General features: G+C 67.9%; 17 protein-coding genes. 6 read left to right on the top strand and 11 right to left on the bottom strand.

The genetic code is table 11. The features are described 5' to 3' along the window. The first annotated feature begins 164 nt into the window (after positions 1-164). Positions 165-1,283, top strand: a complete 1,119-nt coding sequence (gene dnaN / locus IFT82_RS06840) for a DNA polymerase III subunit beta (RefSeq protein ID WP_192125597.1) — start codon at positions 165-167, stop codon at positions 1,281-1,283. A gap of 28 nt (positions 1,284-1,311) precedes the next feature. Here the strand turns inward: dnaN and IFT82_RS06835 are convergent, their stop codons facing one another. From IFT82_RS06835 to IFT82_RS06810, 6 genes are all read right to left on the bottom strand, one after another. Continuing rightward, positions 1,312-2,325 carry a glycosyltransferase family 4 protein gene (locus IFT82_RS06835; protein WP_192125596.1) on the bottom strand — a complete coding sequence of 338 codons (1,014 nt, stop codon included), beginning with the start codon at positions 2,323-2,325 and terminating at the stop codon, positions 1,312-1,314. Beyond that, a complete protein-coding gene (locus IFT82_RS06830) occupies positions 2,322-3,899 on the bottom strand; it encodes an alpha-amylase family glycosyl hydrolase (RefSeq protein WP_192125595.1) in 1,578 nt (525 codons plus the stop codon). Before IFT82_RS06830 ends, IFT82_RS06835 begins: the two co-directional genes overlap by 4 nt. A 13-nt stretch (positions 3,900-3,912) precedes the next feature. Further along, on the bottom strand, positions 3,913-4,887 hold the full coding sequence (locus IFT82_RS06825; RefSeq protein ID WP_192125594.1) for a glutathione S-transferase family protein: 975 nt from the start codon (positions 4,885-4,887) through the stop codon (positions 3,913-3,915). A gap of 78 nt (positions 4,888-4,965) precedes the next feature. Continuing rightward, on the bottom strand, positions 4,966-5,763 hold the full coding sequence (locus IFT82_RS06820; protein ID WP_244646565.1) for a glutaminyl-peptide cyclotransferase: 798 nt from the start codon (positions 5,761-5,763) through the stop codon (positions 4,966-4,968). Positions 5,764-5,828: 65 nt separating this feature from the next. Further along, positions 5,829-6,338 (bottom strand): CinA family protein, encoded by a 510-nt coding sequence (locus IFT82_RS06815; RefSeq protein ID WP_192125592.1) that lies wholly within the window; start codon positions 6,336-6,338, stop codon positions 5,829-5,831. 14 nt (positions 6,339-6,352) lie between these two features. Continuing rightward, entirely contained in the window at positions 6,353-6,805 is a 453-nt protein-coding gene (locus tag IFT82_RS06810; protein ID WP_244646564.1) for a DUF4126 family protein, read from the bottom strand. Positions 6,806-6,949: 144 nt separating this feature from the next. Between IFT82_RS06810 and IFT82_RS06805 the strand changes: the two genes are divergently transcribed. After that, positions 6,950-8,014, top strand: coding sequence for an SPL family radical SAM protein (locus IFT82_RS06805; RefSeq protein ID WP_244646563.1), 1,065 nt, complete (start codon positions 6,950-6,952; stop codon positions 8,012-8,014). Between the two features lie 81 nt (positions 8,015-8,095). On the opposite strand, the gene clpS is transcribed toward IFT82_RS06805, so the two are convergent. The 3 genes from clpS to IFT82_RS06790 form a co-directional block, all read right to left on the bottom strand. After that, entirely contained in the window at positions 8,096-8,437 is a 342-nt protein-coding gene (clpS, locus tag IFT82_RS06800; protein ID WP_192125768.1) for an ATP-dependent Clp protease adapter ClpS, read from the bottom strand. Positions 8,438-8,635: 198 nt separating this feature from the next. Continuing rightward, positions 8,636-9,436 (bottom strand): phasin family protein, encoded by an 801-nt coding sequence (locus IFT82_RS06795; protein WP_192125589.1) that lies wholly within the window; start codon positions 9,434-9,436, stop codon positions 8,636-8,638. Between the two features lie 88 nt (positions 9,437-9,524). Further along, complete coding sequence (locus tag IFT82_RS06790) at positions 9,525-11,237, bottom strand: PHA/PHB synthase family protein (RefSeq protein ID WP_192125588.1); 1,713 nt, start codon at positions 11,235-11,237, stop codon at positions 9,525-9,527. A gap of 128 nt (positions 11,238-11,365) precedes the next feature. Between IFT82_RS06790 and IFT82_RS06785 the strand changes: the two genes are divergently transcribed. The 4 genes from IFT82_RS06785 to IFT82_RS06770 all read left to right on the top strand — a co-directional run bounded on the left by IFT82_RS06785 (position 11,366) and on the right by IFT82_RS06770 (position 16,434). Next, positions 11,366-12,574, top strand: a complete 1,209-nt coding sequence (locus IFT82_RS06785) for an LL-diaminopimelate aminotransferase (RefSeq protein WP_192125587.1) — start codon at positions 11,366-11,368, stop codon at positions 12,572-12,574. A 260-nt stretch (positions 12,575-12,834) separates the two neighbouring features. After that, complete coding sequence (locus IFT82_RS06780; RefSeq protein ID WP_192125586.1) at positions 12,835-13,104, top strand: DUF2061 domain-containing protein; 270 nt, start codon at positions 12,835-12,837, stop codon at positions 13,102-13,104. Positions 13,105-13,141: 37 nt separating this feature from the next. Next, a complete protein-coding gene (locus IFT82_RS06775) occupies positions 13,142-14,266 on the top strand; it encodes a TonB family protein (protein WP_244646562.1) in 1,125 nt (374 codons plus the stop codon). A gap of 68 nt (positions 14,267-14,334) precedes the next feature. Further along, a complete protein-coding gene (locus IFT82_RS06770) occupies positions 14,335-16,434 on the top strand; it encodes a RelA/SpoT family protein (protein WP_192125585.1) in 2,100 nt (699 codons plus the stop codon). Positions 16,435-16,604: 170 nt separating this feature from the next. Here IFT82_RS06770 and IFT82_RS06765 read toward each other — a convergent pair whose 3' ends face one another. Next, on the bottom strand, positions 16,605-16,784 hold the full coding sequence (locus IFT82_RS06765; RefSeq protein ID WP_192125584.1) for a hypothetical protein: 180 nt from the start codon (positions 16,782-16,784) through the stop codon (positions 16,605-16,607). Continuing rightward, positions 16,784-17,239 carry a GreA/GreB family elongation factor gene (locus tag IFT82_RS06760; protein ID WP_192125583.1) on the bottom strand — a complete coding sequence of 152 codons (456 nt, stop codon included), beginning with the start codon at positions 17,237-17,239 and terminating at the stop codon, positions 16,784-16,786. Before IFT82_RS06760 ends, IFT82_RS06765 begins: the two co-directional genes overlap by 1 nt. Positions 17,240-17,270: the final 31 nt, after the last annotated feature.

Here is a 17,270-nt window from a genome sequence, read left to right as displayed (position 1 = left end):
CGCGCCCATAGCGCAAAATGCGGGGATTTTCCACTCCCCGTCGCGCTTCCCGTCACGTTCTGCGGCGTACCTCCTGCCACAGACGCTTGCCCTGCCCCCTTTTTCGGCTAGGACTGACGACCAATTTGCCGGCGTCCGTGAATCGGGGCCGTGGGGGATACCGCATGAAGGCGACGATCGAACGCGCGACGCTCCTCAAGGGACTGAGCCATGTCCAGTCCGTGGTGGAACGGCGCAACACCATTCCCATCCTGTCGAACGTGCTGCTGGAAGCGACCGCCGAAGGCACGCTGAAGATGATGGCGACCGATCTCGACCTCCAGATCAACGAATCGGTGCCCGCCGCGGTCGATCAGCCGGGCGCGACCACGGTGTCCGCCCACACGCTGTTCGATATCGCCCGCAAGCTGCCCGAAGGATCGCAGGTCCAGCTGTCCGCGGCCGAGGGACGGATGACGATCATGGCCGGCCGCGCGCGCTTCTCGCTCGGCACCCTCCCGCGCGACGATTTCCCGGTAATCGCCGAGGGCGAGCTGCCGACCAAGTTCGAACTGCCCGCCGAGACGCTGAAGCAGATCATCGACAAGACCCGCTTCGCGATCTCGACCGAGGAGACGCGTTATTATCTGAACGGCATCTTCCTGCACGTCGCCGATGCCGACAGCGCGCAGCCGGTGCTGAAGGCCGCCGCCACCGACGGCCATCGCCTCGCGCGCGTCACCCTGCCCCGGCCCGAGGGTGCGGAGGGGATGCCCGACGTGATCGTGCCGCGCAAATGCGTAGGCGAACTGCGCAAGCTGCTCGACGAGGTCGACGGCTCGGTCGGCGTTTCGCTGTCCGGCACGAAGATCCGGTTCGATCTGGGCCGGGCGCTGCTGACGTCGAAGCTGATCGACGGCACCTTCCCCGATTATTCGCGCGTCATCCCGACCGGCAACGACAAGATCCTGAAGCTCGACCCCAAGAGCTTCATGGAGGGTGTCGACCGCGTGTCGACCATCGCGACCGAAAAGACCCGCGCGGTGAAGATGGCGCTCGATCGCGACAAGATCACGCTGTCGGTCACCAGCCCCGAAAACGGCACCGCCGCCGAGGAAGTGCCGGGCGACTATGCCGCGGCACCGTTCGAGATCGGCTTCAACAGCCGCTACCTGCTCGACATCCTCGGCCAGATCGACAGCGATCTGGTGGAGGTCCACCTCGCCGATGCCGCCGCCCCGACGCTGATCCGCGAAAACGACCAGAGCGCGGCCCTGTACGTGCTGATGCCGATGCGGGTGTGACGAAGGCCCCCCGCGATCAGGCCCGCGATCAGGGGAGCCCCGTCACCGTCCGGTACAGCGCCAGATAATCGTCCGCCATCCGCTCGACCGAGAAGCGCGCCGCCACCGCACGGCGGCAGGCGTGGCGGTCGAGATCGGCGGCGCGTTCGATCGCCACCACCGCCTCGGCCGGCGTATCGACCAGAAAGCCGGTCACGCCGTGGTCGATCAGTTCGGGCATCGATCCGCGCCGGGTGGCGATGACCGGGGTACCGCACGCCATCGCCTCCACCACCGACAGGCCGAACGGCTCCTCGAAGTCGATCAGGTGGAGGAGCGCGCGGGCATGGCCCAGCGCGTGCAGCCGATCCGCGCCGCCGACCGGCCCGTGATAGCGGATGGTGGTGCCATCCACCCCCGGCATCACCTCGCGCTCGTGATAACCGGCGTCCTGCACGATGCCGTACAGATCGAGCCCCCGGCGGCTGGCGCGCGCGGCGGCGATCGCGGCGGCTGCCCCCTTGTCGGGGTGGATGCGGCCGAAGAACAGCAGGTCCTCCGCCCCGTCCGCATCGAAGGGAAAGTCGTCCAGCGGGATGCCGTGATGGATCGTCGCGGCGTACCGGAGGTCGGGATGCCGGTCCGCTTCGCTGATCGCGACATAATGGACCCGGTCCTGATAGGGCCGGTACATCGGCATGATCCGGTCGGACGAGAAGCCGTGGATCGTCGTCACCATCGGCGTATCGACCAGCGGCGCGAAGGCGTGAGCGGGGAAATCCGCCTGGTTATGGATCAGGTCGAACCAGTCCGCCTGCGCGAACAGGTGGGAGAGGTGGCGGAACTCCCACACCTTGGCGTCGATCGACGGGTCCTCGGAATAAGGCGCGGGCACCACCCCGTCGAGCGTCGCGGCGGTGAGGCTGTCGAGCGTCGCGAACAGCGTCACGTCCACCCCGCGCGCGACCAGCGCCTCGGTCAGCAGACTGGTGACGAGTTCCCATGGCCCGTACTGGCGCGGCGGCGTGCGCCACGCGATCGGGGCGAGCATCGCGACCTTCATGACAGGATCAGTCCTTCGTTGGCGCGGAGCATCCCAGGCTCTGGCTCGCCGTCCAGCGTCGAGAGCATGACCGTTCCCGGCCAGTCGACCCCCGGCCCGTCGACGGTGACGGCGGCGTCGCGCAGGTTGAGCAGGATACGCAAGCGTCGATCCCCCTCGATACGGTCATAGGCCAGCACCCCGGCCGGCGCGTCGACCAGCGCGAACGATCCCATCGACAGCGCCGGTTCGGTCCGGCGTAGCGTCAGCAGACGACGATAGAGCGACAGTATCGATCCCGGATCGCCGGTCTGCGCGGCGACGTTGCGCACCGGCCAGTCGGGGTGGAGCGGCAGCCACGGCTCGCCGGTCGAGAAACCGGCATGAGGCCCGGCATCCCAGGCCATCGGCGTGCGCGACCGGTCGCGCCCGATACCCAGACCGGGCTGACGCAAATCCTGCGGGTCGCGGATACGATCCTGCGGTATGGCGACACGCCCGATACCGATCTCGTCGCCCTGATACAGGGTCGGCGTGCCGCGCAGCGTCAGAAGCAACATCGCCGCGACCCGCGCCTGCGCCTCGCCGATCCGGGCGGCGATGCGCGGGGCATCATGGCTACCGATCACCCAGTTGGGCCAGCCATGCGGCGGCAGCGAGGCTTCATATGCTGCAATCATGCTGCGCAGCATTTCCGCGTTCCAGTCGTTCTCGATCAGCTGGAAATTGAACGGCAGATGCACCTGCGGCCGTTCCGGCGTGCCGTACCAGCGGGCATGGCGATCATTGGGCAGGAATATTTCGCCGACCAGCACCCGGTCCCCGTAGCCATCGGCCAGCGCGCGCATGTCCGCGGAGATCGCATGCGCCTCCGGCTGGTCGGTGGAGTGACGCTGGATCACGCGGTCGCGTTCGGTGCGGTCCGGGGTCCAGTCGGGATTCGGCGGATTGTCGGGCAGTCCTTCCGCCTTCACGATGTGCCACAACACGTCGATCCGGAACCCGTCGACGCCGCGATCGAACCAGAACCGCATCGCCTCCATCATCGCTTGGCGCAGGTCCGGGTTACGCCAGTTGAGGTCGGGCTGTTCCTTTAGGAAGGCGTGGAGGTAATATTGCCCGGTCGCCGCATCCCAAGTCCAAGCCGATCCGCCGAAGTCGCTGATCCAGTTGTTGGGCGGGCCGCCATGGGGCGCGGGATCGCGCCAGATATACCAGTCGCGCTTCGGATCGTCGCGCGACGACCGGCTGGCGACGAACCACGGGTGCCGGTCCGAACTGTGATTGGGGACGAAATCGAGCAGCAGTTTCAGCCCGCGCGCATGGACGGCGGCGAGCAACCGGTCGAACCCGGCGAGATCGCCGAACATCGGCTCGATCCCGCAATAATCCGCCACGTCGTACCCGAAATCGGCCATCGGCGAGGGGAAGACCGGCGACAGCCAGATCGCATCGACGCCCAGGGCCGCGACATGATCCAGTCGCGCCTCGATTCCGGCAAGATCGCCGATCCCGTCGCCATCGCTGTCCTGAAAGGAGCGGGGATAGATCTGGTAGATCACGCCGCGTTCCCACCAGGGGCGGCTGGCCGTCATGCCCAGGGCCCCGTCATTTGCCGTTCCGCACCAGCCCTGCCCATGGCAATGCCGGCCCGACCGGCACGATGCCGCTGGGGTTCAGATCGCGGTGGCTGCCATAATAATGCGTCTTGATGTGATCGAGATGCACCGTCGCCGCGATCGCGGGATCGGCCAGCATCCGTTCCAGATACGTCTCCAGCACGGGATAGTCGGCGATCCGGCGGATGTTGCATTTGAAATGGCCGACATAGACCGGATCGAACCGCACCAGCGTGGTGAACAGGCGGATATCCGCCTCGGTCATCGCGTCCCCGACCAGCCAGTCGCGCGTCGCCAACCGCTTCTCCAGCGTGTCGAGCGTCGCGAACAACGGCCCGACCGCCGCCTCATAGGCATCCTGCGTGGTGGCGAAGCCGGCCTTGTAGACGCCGTTGTTGACCCGGTCGTAAATCTCCGCGTTCACCGCATCGATCTCGGCGCGCAGCGCGGGGGGATAGAAATCGCCCGGCGTCGCGCCGGCATCGTCCCATGCGCCCGTCAGCATCCGGATGATCTCGGACGATTCGTTGCTGACGATCGTGTCGCGTTCCCTGTCCCACAACACCGGCACCGTCACCTTGCCGGTATAGTCGGGACGGGCGCGGGCGTAGAGTTCCCACAGATATTCCGCATCGTGCAGCGGATCGCCAGTGCCGCCGCGTGCGGTATGGAACGTCCAGCCATCCTCCAGCATCAGCGGATCGACCACCGATACGCCGATCGCGTCTTCCAGCCCCTTCAGCGCCCGGACGATCAGCGTGCGGTGCGCCCACGGGCAGGCATAGCTGACATAGAGGTGATAACGCCCGGCCACCGCGGGCCAGCCCTGCTGCCCATCCGGCCCCGGCCCGCCGTCCGCCGTCACCCAGTCGCGAAGCCCCGCGTCCTGCCGTTTGAAGCTGCCGCCCTTCGCGTCGTCCGTCACCTTGCCCGCGTGCCAGCGGCCATCGATCATCCTGCCCATGCGTCCGTCCCGATCATGCTCCCGGCCAAGGCCGGCGCGGTAAAGAGGTAATCGGCAGGGAATACGCCCCAGCGCCGCTCAACGATCCAGTTTGATCTCGAACAGCGTCGGCCACAGCTTGCCGGTGACGAACAGCCGCTTGTCGCGCGCGTCCCACGCGATGCCGTTGGCCACCGCCTCCGGGTCGCGTGCGCCGACCTCATTCACCAAGGCGCGCAGATCGTAGATGCGGGTGATCGTGCCGCTGGCGGGATCGATCCGGACGATGAAGGGCTGGTGCCAGACATTGGCCAGGATCGTACCGTCCATCCATTCCAGTTCGTTGATCTGGTCGAGCGGGCGGCCGTTCAGCGTCACGGTGATCCGCCGCCGTTCCTTCAGCGTGACGGGATCGAGGAAGCGCAGCGTCGACGTCCCGTCCGACTGGATCAGCGCGCGACCGTCGCCGGTCAGGCCCCAGCCTTCGCCGGTGAAGCGTGATTCGCCGCGCTTCGCCAGCGTCGCGGCATCCCAGCGATGAGCGATCCCGTCATGCCAGGTCAGGCTGACGAGTTCGCGCCCCCACGCCGCCAGCCCCTCGCCGAACTGTTGCGGCGGGACGGTGGCGCGGGCGACGATCTTGCCGTCCGACAGGCGGACCCGCCGCACGTCAGATTCGCCCTCGCGCCCGACGCTTTCGTACAGGGCATCGCCGTGCCAGATCAGCCCTTCGGTGAAGGCGGTGCGATCATGCGGGAAACGCGCGACGATCACGACGCCGACGATCGGTGCCCGGTCCGCCGCCGCCGCCGCGGGGGCGGGTGCCCGTTTCGCCTGCGGGATCGCCCCCGCCGGGGCAAGCGCGAGGAACAGGGCGGTGAGGCGAGCAAGGGGCATGGGAGTCATCCGCTGAAGGGCGCTGAAAGGCTTGGCCCCGTTCCTACCCCGATCGAACGCCGCCGTCATGCATCCAGCGCGGCGATCATCATCTCCAATGCCACGCCCAGACACGCCACCCGGACCTCGCCGCGACCGATATCGCCGAAATGCTCCTCCCGATGGCCCGTCTCGCGGCCATCGCGCGCGCAGGCGAAATGGACGAGGCCGGGTTCGTCGTCCGGCGCGCCGGGGCCGGCGAAACCGGTGATGGCGAGGGTAATCTGCGCGTCGGAGGCGGCCAGCGCCCCCTCCGCCATCGCCACCGCCACCGGCCGGCTGACCGCGCCGCACCGGTCGACCTGCTCGGGCGCCAGCCCCAGCAACTGGCACTTGGCCGCCTCGCTATAGACGACGAAGCCGCGGTCGAAGACATGGCCATAACCATCCACATCGGTCAGCAGCGACGCGAGCATCCCGCCGGTGCAGCTTTCGGCGGTCGCCAGCATCACGCCGGCGGCATCGGCGCGTTCCAGCAGCGTCGCGGTCAGGCGTTCGATCCGGTCGGGCAGGGCCGCCGACAAGGTTTCGATCATGCCGGCATCTCCCATCACGCACCTGCCCGGCGCACGACCGCCGCCGCCCCGGCGAGCACCGCCGCATCCTCCGCGAAGCCGGTCGGCGTCTGTCCATGCCGTCGCATCGACGCCATCCGCAGCCGCCAGCCGGGATAGGACGCCGCCACCGCCACCACACCGCCGACCGCTGCCGCCAGCCAGCGTTGCCGCCGTGGCGCCAGCGCCGCCCCCGCGATGGCGGACGTCACGAAGCGCGCGGCCAGCCCGATCGGCACGATACGATCGGGCGCGGTCTTCTGCTTGTCGCCCGCCATCTCGCCGATCGCCAGCAGCACCGCCCCCGCCGCGACCAGCGGATGGCCCAGCAGTTTCGGCGCGCCATTGTCCGCCGGCAATTCACCCCGCGCCGCCGCCACCGCGACGGTGGCGAGCGGCGTCATCGCCCGCTGCCCGCCGATCAACCCCATCTGCACTGTCGCCAGCATCGCCATCCTCCTGATAATCAACGCAGAACCGGCAACGCGCGGATGCGGCGTTCCGCTCCGGCGGCCTGAACAAGCTGGCCCGCCGCTCGTTCGACTGAGGTGGCTTCCCTTGTTCCGACCCCCGCCCCTTCCCGTCGCGGTGCCGTGTGGCGGCCGCGCCGCGTGATCGTCACCCATGCCGCGCGCGGCTTCGACCATGGCCGCGCGATCATGGCGCGGGCGGCGGCGGCGGGAATCGAGGTGCTGGAACTGGCCGGCGACCGGCTGGGGCTCGACCGGCTGGGGCTGGTCCCGGCCGACGATCCCGCCCGCGCCTATCGCGAAGCGAAGGCCACGCTCGCGGTGGTCGTCGCGCCGCCGTCGAAGCGTCGGCTGCAACCGATCGCGCCCAGCGCGGACTGGCGCGTCGACCTGGCCGAGGGATGCCCGGCGCATTGCAGCTACTGCTATCTGGCGGGATCGCTGAAGGGTCCACCGATCACCCGCGCCTATGCCAATCTCGACGAGATACTGGACGGCCTGCCGGCCTATCTGGGGCAAGGCACGATCACCTCGCGCGATGCCGCGCGCGTCACGGAGGGCACGACGTTCGAGGCATCCTGCTATACCGACCCCCTCGGCATCGAACCGCTGACGGGATCGCTGTCGGCGGCGATCGCGTGGTTCGGGCGCTGGAATGCCGATGCGCAACTGCGGTTCACCACCAAATTCGCCGATGTCGAACCACTGCTCGCGCTGGACCATGGCGGGCGGACGCGGATGCGCGCCTCGATCAATCCGCGCGCCTTCGCCCGGTTCGAGGGCGGCACCGCGCCGGTCGCCGACCGGCTCGCCGCGATCGCCCGGATGGCACGGGCAGGCTATCCGATCGGGCTGACGATCGCGCCGATCATCGCCGCGCCGGGCTGGGAAACGGCCTATGGCGCGTTGATCGACGACACGGCGGCGGCGCTCGCCGCGCTGCCCGCACTCGACCTGACGATCGAACTGATCACCCACCGCTTCACCACCGGATCGCGCGCCGTGCTGGACAGCTGGTATCCCGGCTCCGCCCTCGACATGACCGGTGCGAACCGGGTGACGAAGCGGACCAAGTTCGGGACCGAAAAGCAGGTCTACGATGCCGACACGATGCGTACCCTGCGCCGGTTCTTCGAAGACCGGCTGACGGCAGCACTGCCCGCCGCGCGCATCCTCTACTGGACGTGACGACCCAAATCGCGATGGCGGTAGCTGTCACATTCCATCATGGCGAGCGTGGCGACGCAATGACGGTAGAGGTGCCCTGTCCTACGCCTTCTCCAGCGTGCATTGCAGCGGATGCTGGTTCTGCCGGGCGAAATCCATGACCTGCCCGACCTTGGTCTCGGCCACCTCGTAGGAGAAGACGCCGCAGACGCCGACCCCGCGCTGGTGGACATGGAGCATCACCCGGGTCGCCTCGTCCATGTCCATGCGGAAGAACCGCTGCAGGCACAGGACCACGAACTCCATCGGCGTGTAATCGTCGTTCAGCATCAGCACGCGGTAAGGCGTCGGCTGCTTGGTGCGGGTGCGCGTCTTGGTGGCGAGGCCGGTGCCCGTCCCGTCGTCGGGGCCGCCGTTCCCGTCGCCATCGCGACGTTCGGCCATCATGGTCGCGGGCATGGTCACAGGCATGATCGCGGGCGTCGGCGCGGGGATGTTTGCTGGGCTGGGCATGTGTCGCCGAAATATGGCACGCCGTCGTCCCGGGGCAAGCCCTGTGAACAGGAAAGTCCGATACGGAAAAGGGCGGCCCGCGACTAAATCGCGGACCGCCCCTTCAGACCGGATGGGTAATCCCCGCTGTTACGCGACGACCTTCATCTTCTCGGCCGCCACCGCAACGCGGTTCGAGATCGGCTGCGCGACGTCGCCGGCCAGCTTCAGCGAAGCCTCGGTCCCGCGCGAGGTGTGCGCGACCATCGAGTCGAACATCGAGCGGACATAGTCGGCCTGGAACTTCATGAACTCGGTCGGCGACTTCAGCGTGGCCATCGTGCGCATCGCTTCCGACGCGCTCTCGAACGAGGTCTTGGCATAGGCGGCCGCATCCTGGCCCATCGTCTCGAAACCGCGTGCCGCGATCTTCGACGACTCGACGATCGCCTCGACATTGCCCTTCGAGAACTCGGTCACTTCCTGGAAGAACTTCGTGCTCTTCTCGACCGCCCCACGGGTACGGTCGCTGGCATCGGCGAAGAATGCCTGGGTCTTCTCGGTCGTGGCGGCGGCGGCGTTGTTGACGTCCATGATGCTATCCTTCTGCGTGATGACGATGGCGGGGGGGGTGATGGCGTGGGCGACCGGCTCGACCGTGACGGCGGCGGGCGCGATGGATTCGGCGATCAGCTCGACCGGCTCGACGACGGCCTCGACCTTGGCCTCAGCCTCGGCAGGGGCGACCGTGACGGGCACGGGATCGGGAATGGCGGCGAGTGGCGCGGCGGCGATGTCGGTCAGCGGCATCGCCGGGGCCGCCTCGACCGCGGTCATCGCGTCGGTGGCAGGCATGTCGGCCGTCGGAATCGGGGTCACAGCCTTCGGGGGTGTCGCCACCGCCTTGGGAGGCAGCTTGCGCGCAGGCCGCTTGGCACCATAGGTCGCCATGTCCGTTTCCACTCCTTTGTTGCAGCGCACAATAAACGATGGACCGACCCGGTTCAATAACATTTATTGTGCACCGCAACAAATATGGTCAGCGCGTCCTGACGTACAACCCCGGCGCCGGTTCGATCGCGGGCAATTTCCCGTCGCCGGGGACGCGGGCGCCCACCGCCTCGACCGTCTCCGCGCCGCGTTCGTCCAGCCAGCCGCGCCAGTCCGGCCACCAGCTCCCCTTCGTCTCGGTCGCGCCGGCCACGAAGTCGGCGAGCGAGGCCGCCCCCGAATCGCCCGTCCAATACTGGTATTTGCCCGCCGAGGGCGGATTGACGACGCCGGCGATATGCCCCGATCCGGCGAGTACGAACTTCAGCGGGCCGGCGAAGTGATGCGTCAGCTTCCACACGCTTTCGGCCGGGGCGATATGATCCTCGCGCCCCGCCTGCACATAGCTGGGGGTGCGGACGATCGACAGGTCCAGCGGCGTGCCGTCCACCGTCATCGCCCCCGGCTGCACCAGCCGGTTGTCGCGGTACAGGTCGGTCAGGTACGACAGGTGCCAGCGCGACGGCAGGTTGGTGGTGTCCCCGTTCCAGTGCAGCAGGTCGAACGGGGCATAATCCTTGCCCAGCAGATAATTGTTGGTGACGTAGTTCCAGATCAGGTCGCGCCCGCGCAGCAGGTTGAACGTCATCGCCATGTAGCGGCCGTCGAGGAACCCGTCGGGTGACAGCTTCTCCACCATCTTCAACTGCTCGTCGTCGACGAAGTGGAGCAAATCGCCCGCCGCCGCGAAATCCACCTGCGCGGTGAAGAAGGTGGCGCTGGCCACCCGGTCCGCCTGCCCGCGCGCGGCCAGCACCGCCAGCGTCGCCGCCAGCGTGGTGCCCGCGACGCAATAGCCGATCGCATGCACCGCCGGCACGTCCAGCAGGTCGCGCACGGTATCGATCGCGTCGAGCTGCGCACGGACGTAATCGTCCCACGCCACATCCTTCATGCTGGCGTCAGCGGAGCGCCACGACACCATGAACACGGTGATCCCCTGCTCCACCGCCCAGCGGATGAAGCTCTTCTCCGGTGTCAGGTCGAGGATGTAGAACCGGTTGATCCATGGCGGGAAGATGATGAGCGGCGTCGCCAGCACCTGCGGCGTGACCGGCGTGTACTGGATCAGTTCGAACAGGTCGGTGCGCTTCACCACCTGCCCCGGGGTCATCGCCAGGTTGCGGCCCAGTTCGAACGAGGTGCCGTCGGTATGCGTCAACTGCCCGCGCCCGATATCGGCGAGCATGTTCTGCAACCCCTTCAGCAGATTGTCGCCGCGCGTCTCGATCGTCTTCTCGATCACCTCCGGGTTGGTCCATGCGAAGTTGGTCGGGCTCATCGCATCGACGAAGGTCTGGGTGGCGAAGCGCAGCTGCTCGCGCTGCTTGGGCTCCACCCCCGTCACCGCGTCGACCTGGCGCAGCATGTGGTCGGCGATCGTCTCGTAGCTCTGGCGGACCATGTCGAACACCGGCTCGCGCCACGCCGGCGCGCGGAACCGCTTGTCCGATGGCGGCGGGGCCGGGGCGGCGGCGGCACCCGGCGACAGGAACCGGGTCCACAGCGTCAGGCTGTCCGCCCAGAAATCGCGCACCCGCTCCAGCGTGGCGGGATCGTTCAGGCCGGGCACCACCGGCATCGCCGCCATGCCCTGTTCCATCATCATCTGCTGCGCGCGGCCCATCACCCACGTCCAGTGCTGCATCTCGTCGAGGCTGGGGGCGGCGGCCCCGGCAGCGGCGTCGGTCTGGTCGGCCATGGCATCCTCTTCACTGATGCCAGGGGTTTAACCCAGTCGGGCGCGCGCGCCTACACTCGCTTTCACCCGGTCGCTTTCACAGGACGACTTTCGGGCGTAGGAGGCGGGGCTCACGAAGAAGGTGAACCATGTCCGACGACTTCTACCGCATCAAGCGCCTGCCGCCCTATGTCATCGCCGAAGTCAACGCGATGCGGGCCGCGGCGCGCGCGGGGGGCGAGGACATCATCGATCTGGGCATGGGCAATCCCGACCTGCCGCCGCCCGACCACGTCATCGAGAAACTGATCGAGGTGACGCGGAAGCCCGATGCGCACGGCTATTCCCAATCCAAGGGGATTCCCGGCCTCCGCCGCGCGCAGGCCAATTATTACGGCCGCCGCTTCGGCGTCGATCTCGACCCCGAAACCGAGGTGGTGGTGACGATGGGGTCGAAGGAGGGGCTGGCCAGCCTCGCGACCGCGATCACCGCACCGGGCGACGTGGTGCTGGCACCCAACCCCAGCTATCCGATCCACACCTTCGGGTTCATCATCGCCGGCGCCACGATCCGCGCGGTGCCGACCACCCCGGACGAGGCGTATTTCGAAAGCCTGAAGCGGGCGATGGAATTCACCATCCCGCGCCCGTCGGTGCTGGTGGTGAACTATCCGTCCAACCCGACCGCCGAGACGGTCGACCTCGCCTTCTACGAACGCCTCGTCGCGTTCGCGAAGGATCAGGGGCTGTGGATCCTGTCCGACCTCGCCTATTCCGAACTCTATTACGACGGCAAGCCGACCGTCTCGATCCTGCAGGCCAAGGGCGGCAAGGACGTGGCGGTGGAATTCACCTCGCTATCCAAGACGTACAGCATGGCCGGCTGGCGGATCGGTTTCGCGGTCGGCAACGCGAAGCTGATCGCGGCGATGACGCGGGTGAAGTCCTATCTCGATTACGGCGCGTTCACCCCGATCCAGGCCGCCGCCTGCGCCGCGCTGAACGGCCCGCAGGACATCGTCGAGAAGAACCGCCTGCTCTATCACAAGCGCCGCGACGTGCTGGTCGAAAGCTTCGGCCGCGCGGGCTGGGACATTCCCGCCCCGCGCGCGTCGATGTTCGCCTGGGCGCCGCTGCCGCCCGCGCTCGCGCATCTCGGCAGCCTCGAATTCTCCAAGCAGTTGCTGACCGAGGCCAAGGTCGCGGTCGCCCCCGGTGTCGGCTACGGCGAGAACGGCGAGGGTTTCGTCCGCATCGCGATGGTCGAGAACGAACAGCGCCTGCGCCAGGCCGCGCGCAACGTGCGCCGCTACCTGCAATCCATGGGGGTCAACACCCCGGCGCAGGGGGCGGGATAAGCGCCGCCATCATCGCGCCGAGACGATAATTCCTTTCGTCCCCTTTCATCGTTGCGGGCGTAGCGAAGCAATCCAGGGTCAAGCGCGCATGACGCCCCGGATCGCTTCGCTACGCTCGCAACGACGGGATCAGCGGAGTCGGTATCGCTCATCCCCGAGACCCACGCCCGCGCGATGGTTTATCTTGGCCGCCCCCTCGCCGGCATTGTTCGCCTCGCCTTCACTCCCGCCCTATCGGCCGATGTTGAGGAGACGCCCCGATGTTCCTGTTCAACGGTCTGGAAAGCCACCCGCGCTCGCTGGTGAAGGCGGTGTCGTGGCGGACGGTGGGGTCGATCGACACCTTCGTCCTCGGCCTGCTGTTCACCGGGGGTGATGCGAAGATCGCCGGATCGATCGCCGGGACCGAGGTCGTCACCAAGATCGCGCTGTTCTATTTCCACGAACGCGCATGGTCGCTGGTGCATTGGGGCCGCCGCCCCGCCGCCCCGGACGAGCGGCCTGCCGACGGGGTCGCGCCCGCCGGCTGACTTGCGCCGGTCATGAACGGGGGTCATCCTGCCGTGCATGATCGCCGTCCTGTCCGCCGCGGTGGCCGCCGCCCAGCTTGCCGCCCCCGCGCGCCCTGCCGCATATGTCCCGCCGCCGATCGTCTCGACGCAACCCGTGGGCGCGGCCCGGACCCTGTTCGCCTGGATGCCGGGCACGGTGGCGTGCGACGGGATGACGGTGGCACCGGTGGCGATGCGGCGGCCGCTCACCTCGCTGGCCTGGTCGGGCGCCGACGGTACCCGCACCGTCACCTATCGCTTCCGGATCGACGCCGCCGGCCGGCCCTTGTCGATCGCGAGGGACGTCGGCGGCTATAATATCCAGACGGAGGATATCGCCCCGTCGCTCGCCGCATCGCGCTTTCCCGCCGGGGTGGCGCGGGCCGATTGCGCGATCACCTATACCACAAGGTCGACGCCGCTGGCCGAGGCGCCGGTCGCCGATCTGATGTCCTACAGCATCACCCCCATGACGGGGGCGCTGCCCCGCGCCGGCTGGGACCGGATCATGCCCGTCGGCACCAGTTGCCGTACCGATCCGCCCCCGCGCATCCTGCTGCGCGCCTATCCCAATTTCCTCGCATTCCCGCCGACGCCGGGGGTGCGGGGCTGGTCGATGGTCGGCTACGACCTCGATGCGCGTGGCCGGCCGATCAGGGTCCGTACCGTCGGCGGCACCGGCAACCCCGCGCTCGATACGGCCTCGGTGAAGGCGGTGGCGGCGTCGCGCTTCACGCCGGGCGCGCGGGCGGGATGCCTCTATCCCTATTGGCAGAACCCGGCGACGATCGCGGCCCCGCCGCTGCCCGACCGGGTCGGGACCGTCGACACGGCGAACCGGTGCCCGGCCGGCGACTGGAGCTATCGCCCGGCGCCGATCTATCCCCAGCCATGGCATCGTCGCGCGATCGAGGGCTGGGCGGTCGTCGCCTTCGACGTCGCGCCATGGGGCGATATCGGCAATGTCCGCGTCGTCGCCAGCGAACCCGGCGCCGATTTCGGCATGGAGGCGCTGCGGCTGTTGCGCGGCGCGCGCAAGCCGGTGTCCGCGACCGGCCATGTCGGCTGCGTCGAACGCATCCATTTCGTCATGAAGGCCAAGGCCCCCGCGCCCGCCGATCCCGTCGTGACGGACGATTGACGCAGCCGATTGCACCAAGCGGATCAATTATGTTGCAAAACAGCGCACGCACCCGCCATCTAGGGTAAGTGCTCAGGCAATATGAACTGGTCGATCGGGTCCTGGACTACGATCCCGACGCCGACGAGGCGCTGCTGAACCGCGCCTATGTCTTCTCGATGCACGCGCACGGGTCGCAGAAGCGCGCATCCGGCGATCCCTATTTCAGCCACCCGATCGAGGTGGCCGGCATCCTAACCGACCTCAGGCTGGACGACGAGACGATCGCCACCGCGATCCTCCACGACACCGTCGAGGATACGGTGGCGACGCCGGAGGAGATCGAGCGACTGTTCGGCGCCAACGTCGCGCGGCTGGTGGACGGCGTGACCAAGCTGTCGCGGATCGAGGCGCAGACCGACAACGAGCGCGCGGCGGAGAACCTGCGCAAGTTCCTGCTCGCCATGTCGGACGATATCCGCGTGCTGCTGGTGAAGCTGGCCGATCGCCTCCACAACATGCGGACGCTGCATCACATCGCCAAGCCGGAGAAGCGGCGGCGGATCGCGCGCGAGACGATGGATATCTACGCCCCCCTCGCCGAACGGGTGGGGATGTACGAGTTCATGAAGGAGATGCAGACGCTCGCCTTCCAGCAGCTCGAACCGGAGGCGTATGAGAGCATCGCCCGCCGGCTCGAACAGCTGAAGCTGGGCGGGGGCGACCGGATCGCGCGGATCGCGTCGGGCGTGAACCTGCTGCTGCAACGCGCCGGGATCGATTCGAGCGTGACGGGGCGCGAAAAGCATCCCTATTCGATCTTCCGCAAGATGAACGAGCGGCACATCAGCTTCGAACAGCTGTCCGACGTGATGGCGTTCCGCGCGATCGTGCCGACCGAGGAGGATTGCTACCGCGCGCTGGGCGTGATCCACCGCCGCTGGCCGATGGTGCCGGGGCGGTTCAAGGATTACATCTCCACCCCGAAACGCAACGGCTATCGCTCGCTCCACACTACGATCATCACCGCCGAGCAGACCCGCGTTGAAATCCAGATCAGGACCGACGCGATGCATGCGGAGGCCGATTTCGGGCTGGCCGCGCACTGGAGCTACAAGCAGGCGACCCGGCATGATGCGCAGGTCAGCTGGATCCGCGACCTGGTCGAGATCCTCGACACCGCTGACACGCCGGAGGAACTGCTCGAACACACCCGCATGGCGATGTATCAGGATCGCATCTTCGCCTTCACGCCAAAGGGCGAACTGATCCAGTTGCCCAAGGGCGCGACCCCGATCGACTTCTCCTATGCGGTCCATACCGATCTGGGCGATCAGGCGGTCGGCGCCAAGATCAACGGCCGCGTCGTGCCGCTGTCGACCGTGATCGAGAATGGCGATCAGGTGCAGATACTGCGCTCCGCCGGACAGACCCCGCAACCCGGCTGGCTGAACGTCGCGGTCACCGGCAAGGCGCTGGCCGCGATCCGCCGCCACCTGCGTCAGGCCGAACGCGCCGAACAGGTCGCGCTGGGCAGCAAGCTGTACGAGGGGATCGCCGCCCGCCTGCCCGCCCCGCTCGGGCCGGATGCGATGGGCCATGCGCTGAAACGGCTGAAACTGCCCGACGAGGCGGCGCTGATGGTCGCGATCGCGCGGCGCACCCTGTCCGATGCCGATGTGATGGAGGCGCTGATGCCGGGATCGGCGGGCGCGGACATGGCCGCACTGGCGCCGCAGTCCAGCGCGCTGTCGATCAAGGGGCTGACCCCCGGCGTCGCCTACGACCTCGCGCATTGCTGCCATCCGGTACCGGGCGACCGCATCGTCGGCCTGCGCCGCCCCGATGCGGGGATCGAGGTCCATTCGATCGACTGCGCGGTCCTCGCCGACCTGGCCGACCGGTCGGATGAGGAAACCGACTGGGTCGATGTGTCGTGGGGCGAACGGACCGAGGGCGCGGTGGCACGCATCTCCGTCACGGTGAAGAACGAACCCGGCGTGCTCGGCCTGCTGGCGACGGTGATCGGCCAGCACAAGGCGAACATCATCAACCTGCGGCTCGACACCCGCGACATGCGCTTCCACACCAACATGATCGACGTGGAGGTCCACGACGTCCAGCAACTGATGCGCCTGATCGCCGCACTGCGCGCGCTCGACGCGGTAAACGCGGTGGAGCGGATCTAGGGTTCGATGGCATCATGTTGCATCGGGCGTCCGTCATTGCGAGCGTAGCGAAGCAATTCAGGGCGTCCTGATCCGGCGCTGGATTGCTTCGCTGCGCTCGCAATGACGGATTGAGTCAAGCCAATGGCGTTCCGCTACAGACAAAACGAACGACCGATGCCCGCCACGCCCTATCGCAGCTTGGCGATCGTCAGCCCGTCCGCCTTGGCGCGGTCCTTCACCGATTCCTCGCTGCGGGTCAGCGCCTTGGCGATCGCCTTCAGCGACATGTCCTTCTTGGCGAACTGGTGCAGCTTCTGCACCTCCTCCACCTTCCACGGCTGGCGGTGGCGTTCGAACTTTTCGGCCATCAATGATTCTCCACGGCGATCACCTCGATCGCCTCGCTATGCCCTTGAAAATCGGCGAGATCGCCGGGGCCAGTGCCCATCAGCGCGCGGGCCAGCGGCGCGGCGAAGGCGATGCGCGCCTCCGCATTTGCCTCGTCATGGCCGACGATGGTGATGGTGCGCGTCGCGCCGTTCAGGCGGAACGTCACGCGGCTGCCGATCCCCGCCTCGTCATCGGCGGGCGGGGCGACGACCTCGGCGGTGGCGGCGCGGGTGTGCCAGTAGCGCAGCTGCCGCAGCAGCGCATCGCGATCCTCGCCGGTCGCGGCGGCGACCGCCGCTTCCAGCTCGGCCACCCGTGCCGCGATCAGGGCGGGGCCGGCGGCGGTGACGAGGTTGGCGCCCGCCGGGATCGGCAGTTCGAACCGCGGCTCGCGATGTTCCTCGTCGCTGTCGCGGCGGAAGGCGACGCTCATGGGGATGTTCCGTTCATCGTGGAGAGATAGG

The sequence above is a fragment of the Sphingomonas sp. CFBP 8760 genome (assembly GCF_014841615.1).
Taxonomy (GTDB): Bacteria; Pseudomonadota; Alphaproteobacteria; order Sphingomonadales; family Sphingomonadaceae; genus Sphingomonas.
This window is presented reverse-complemented; position numbering and strand designations above follow the sequence as displayed.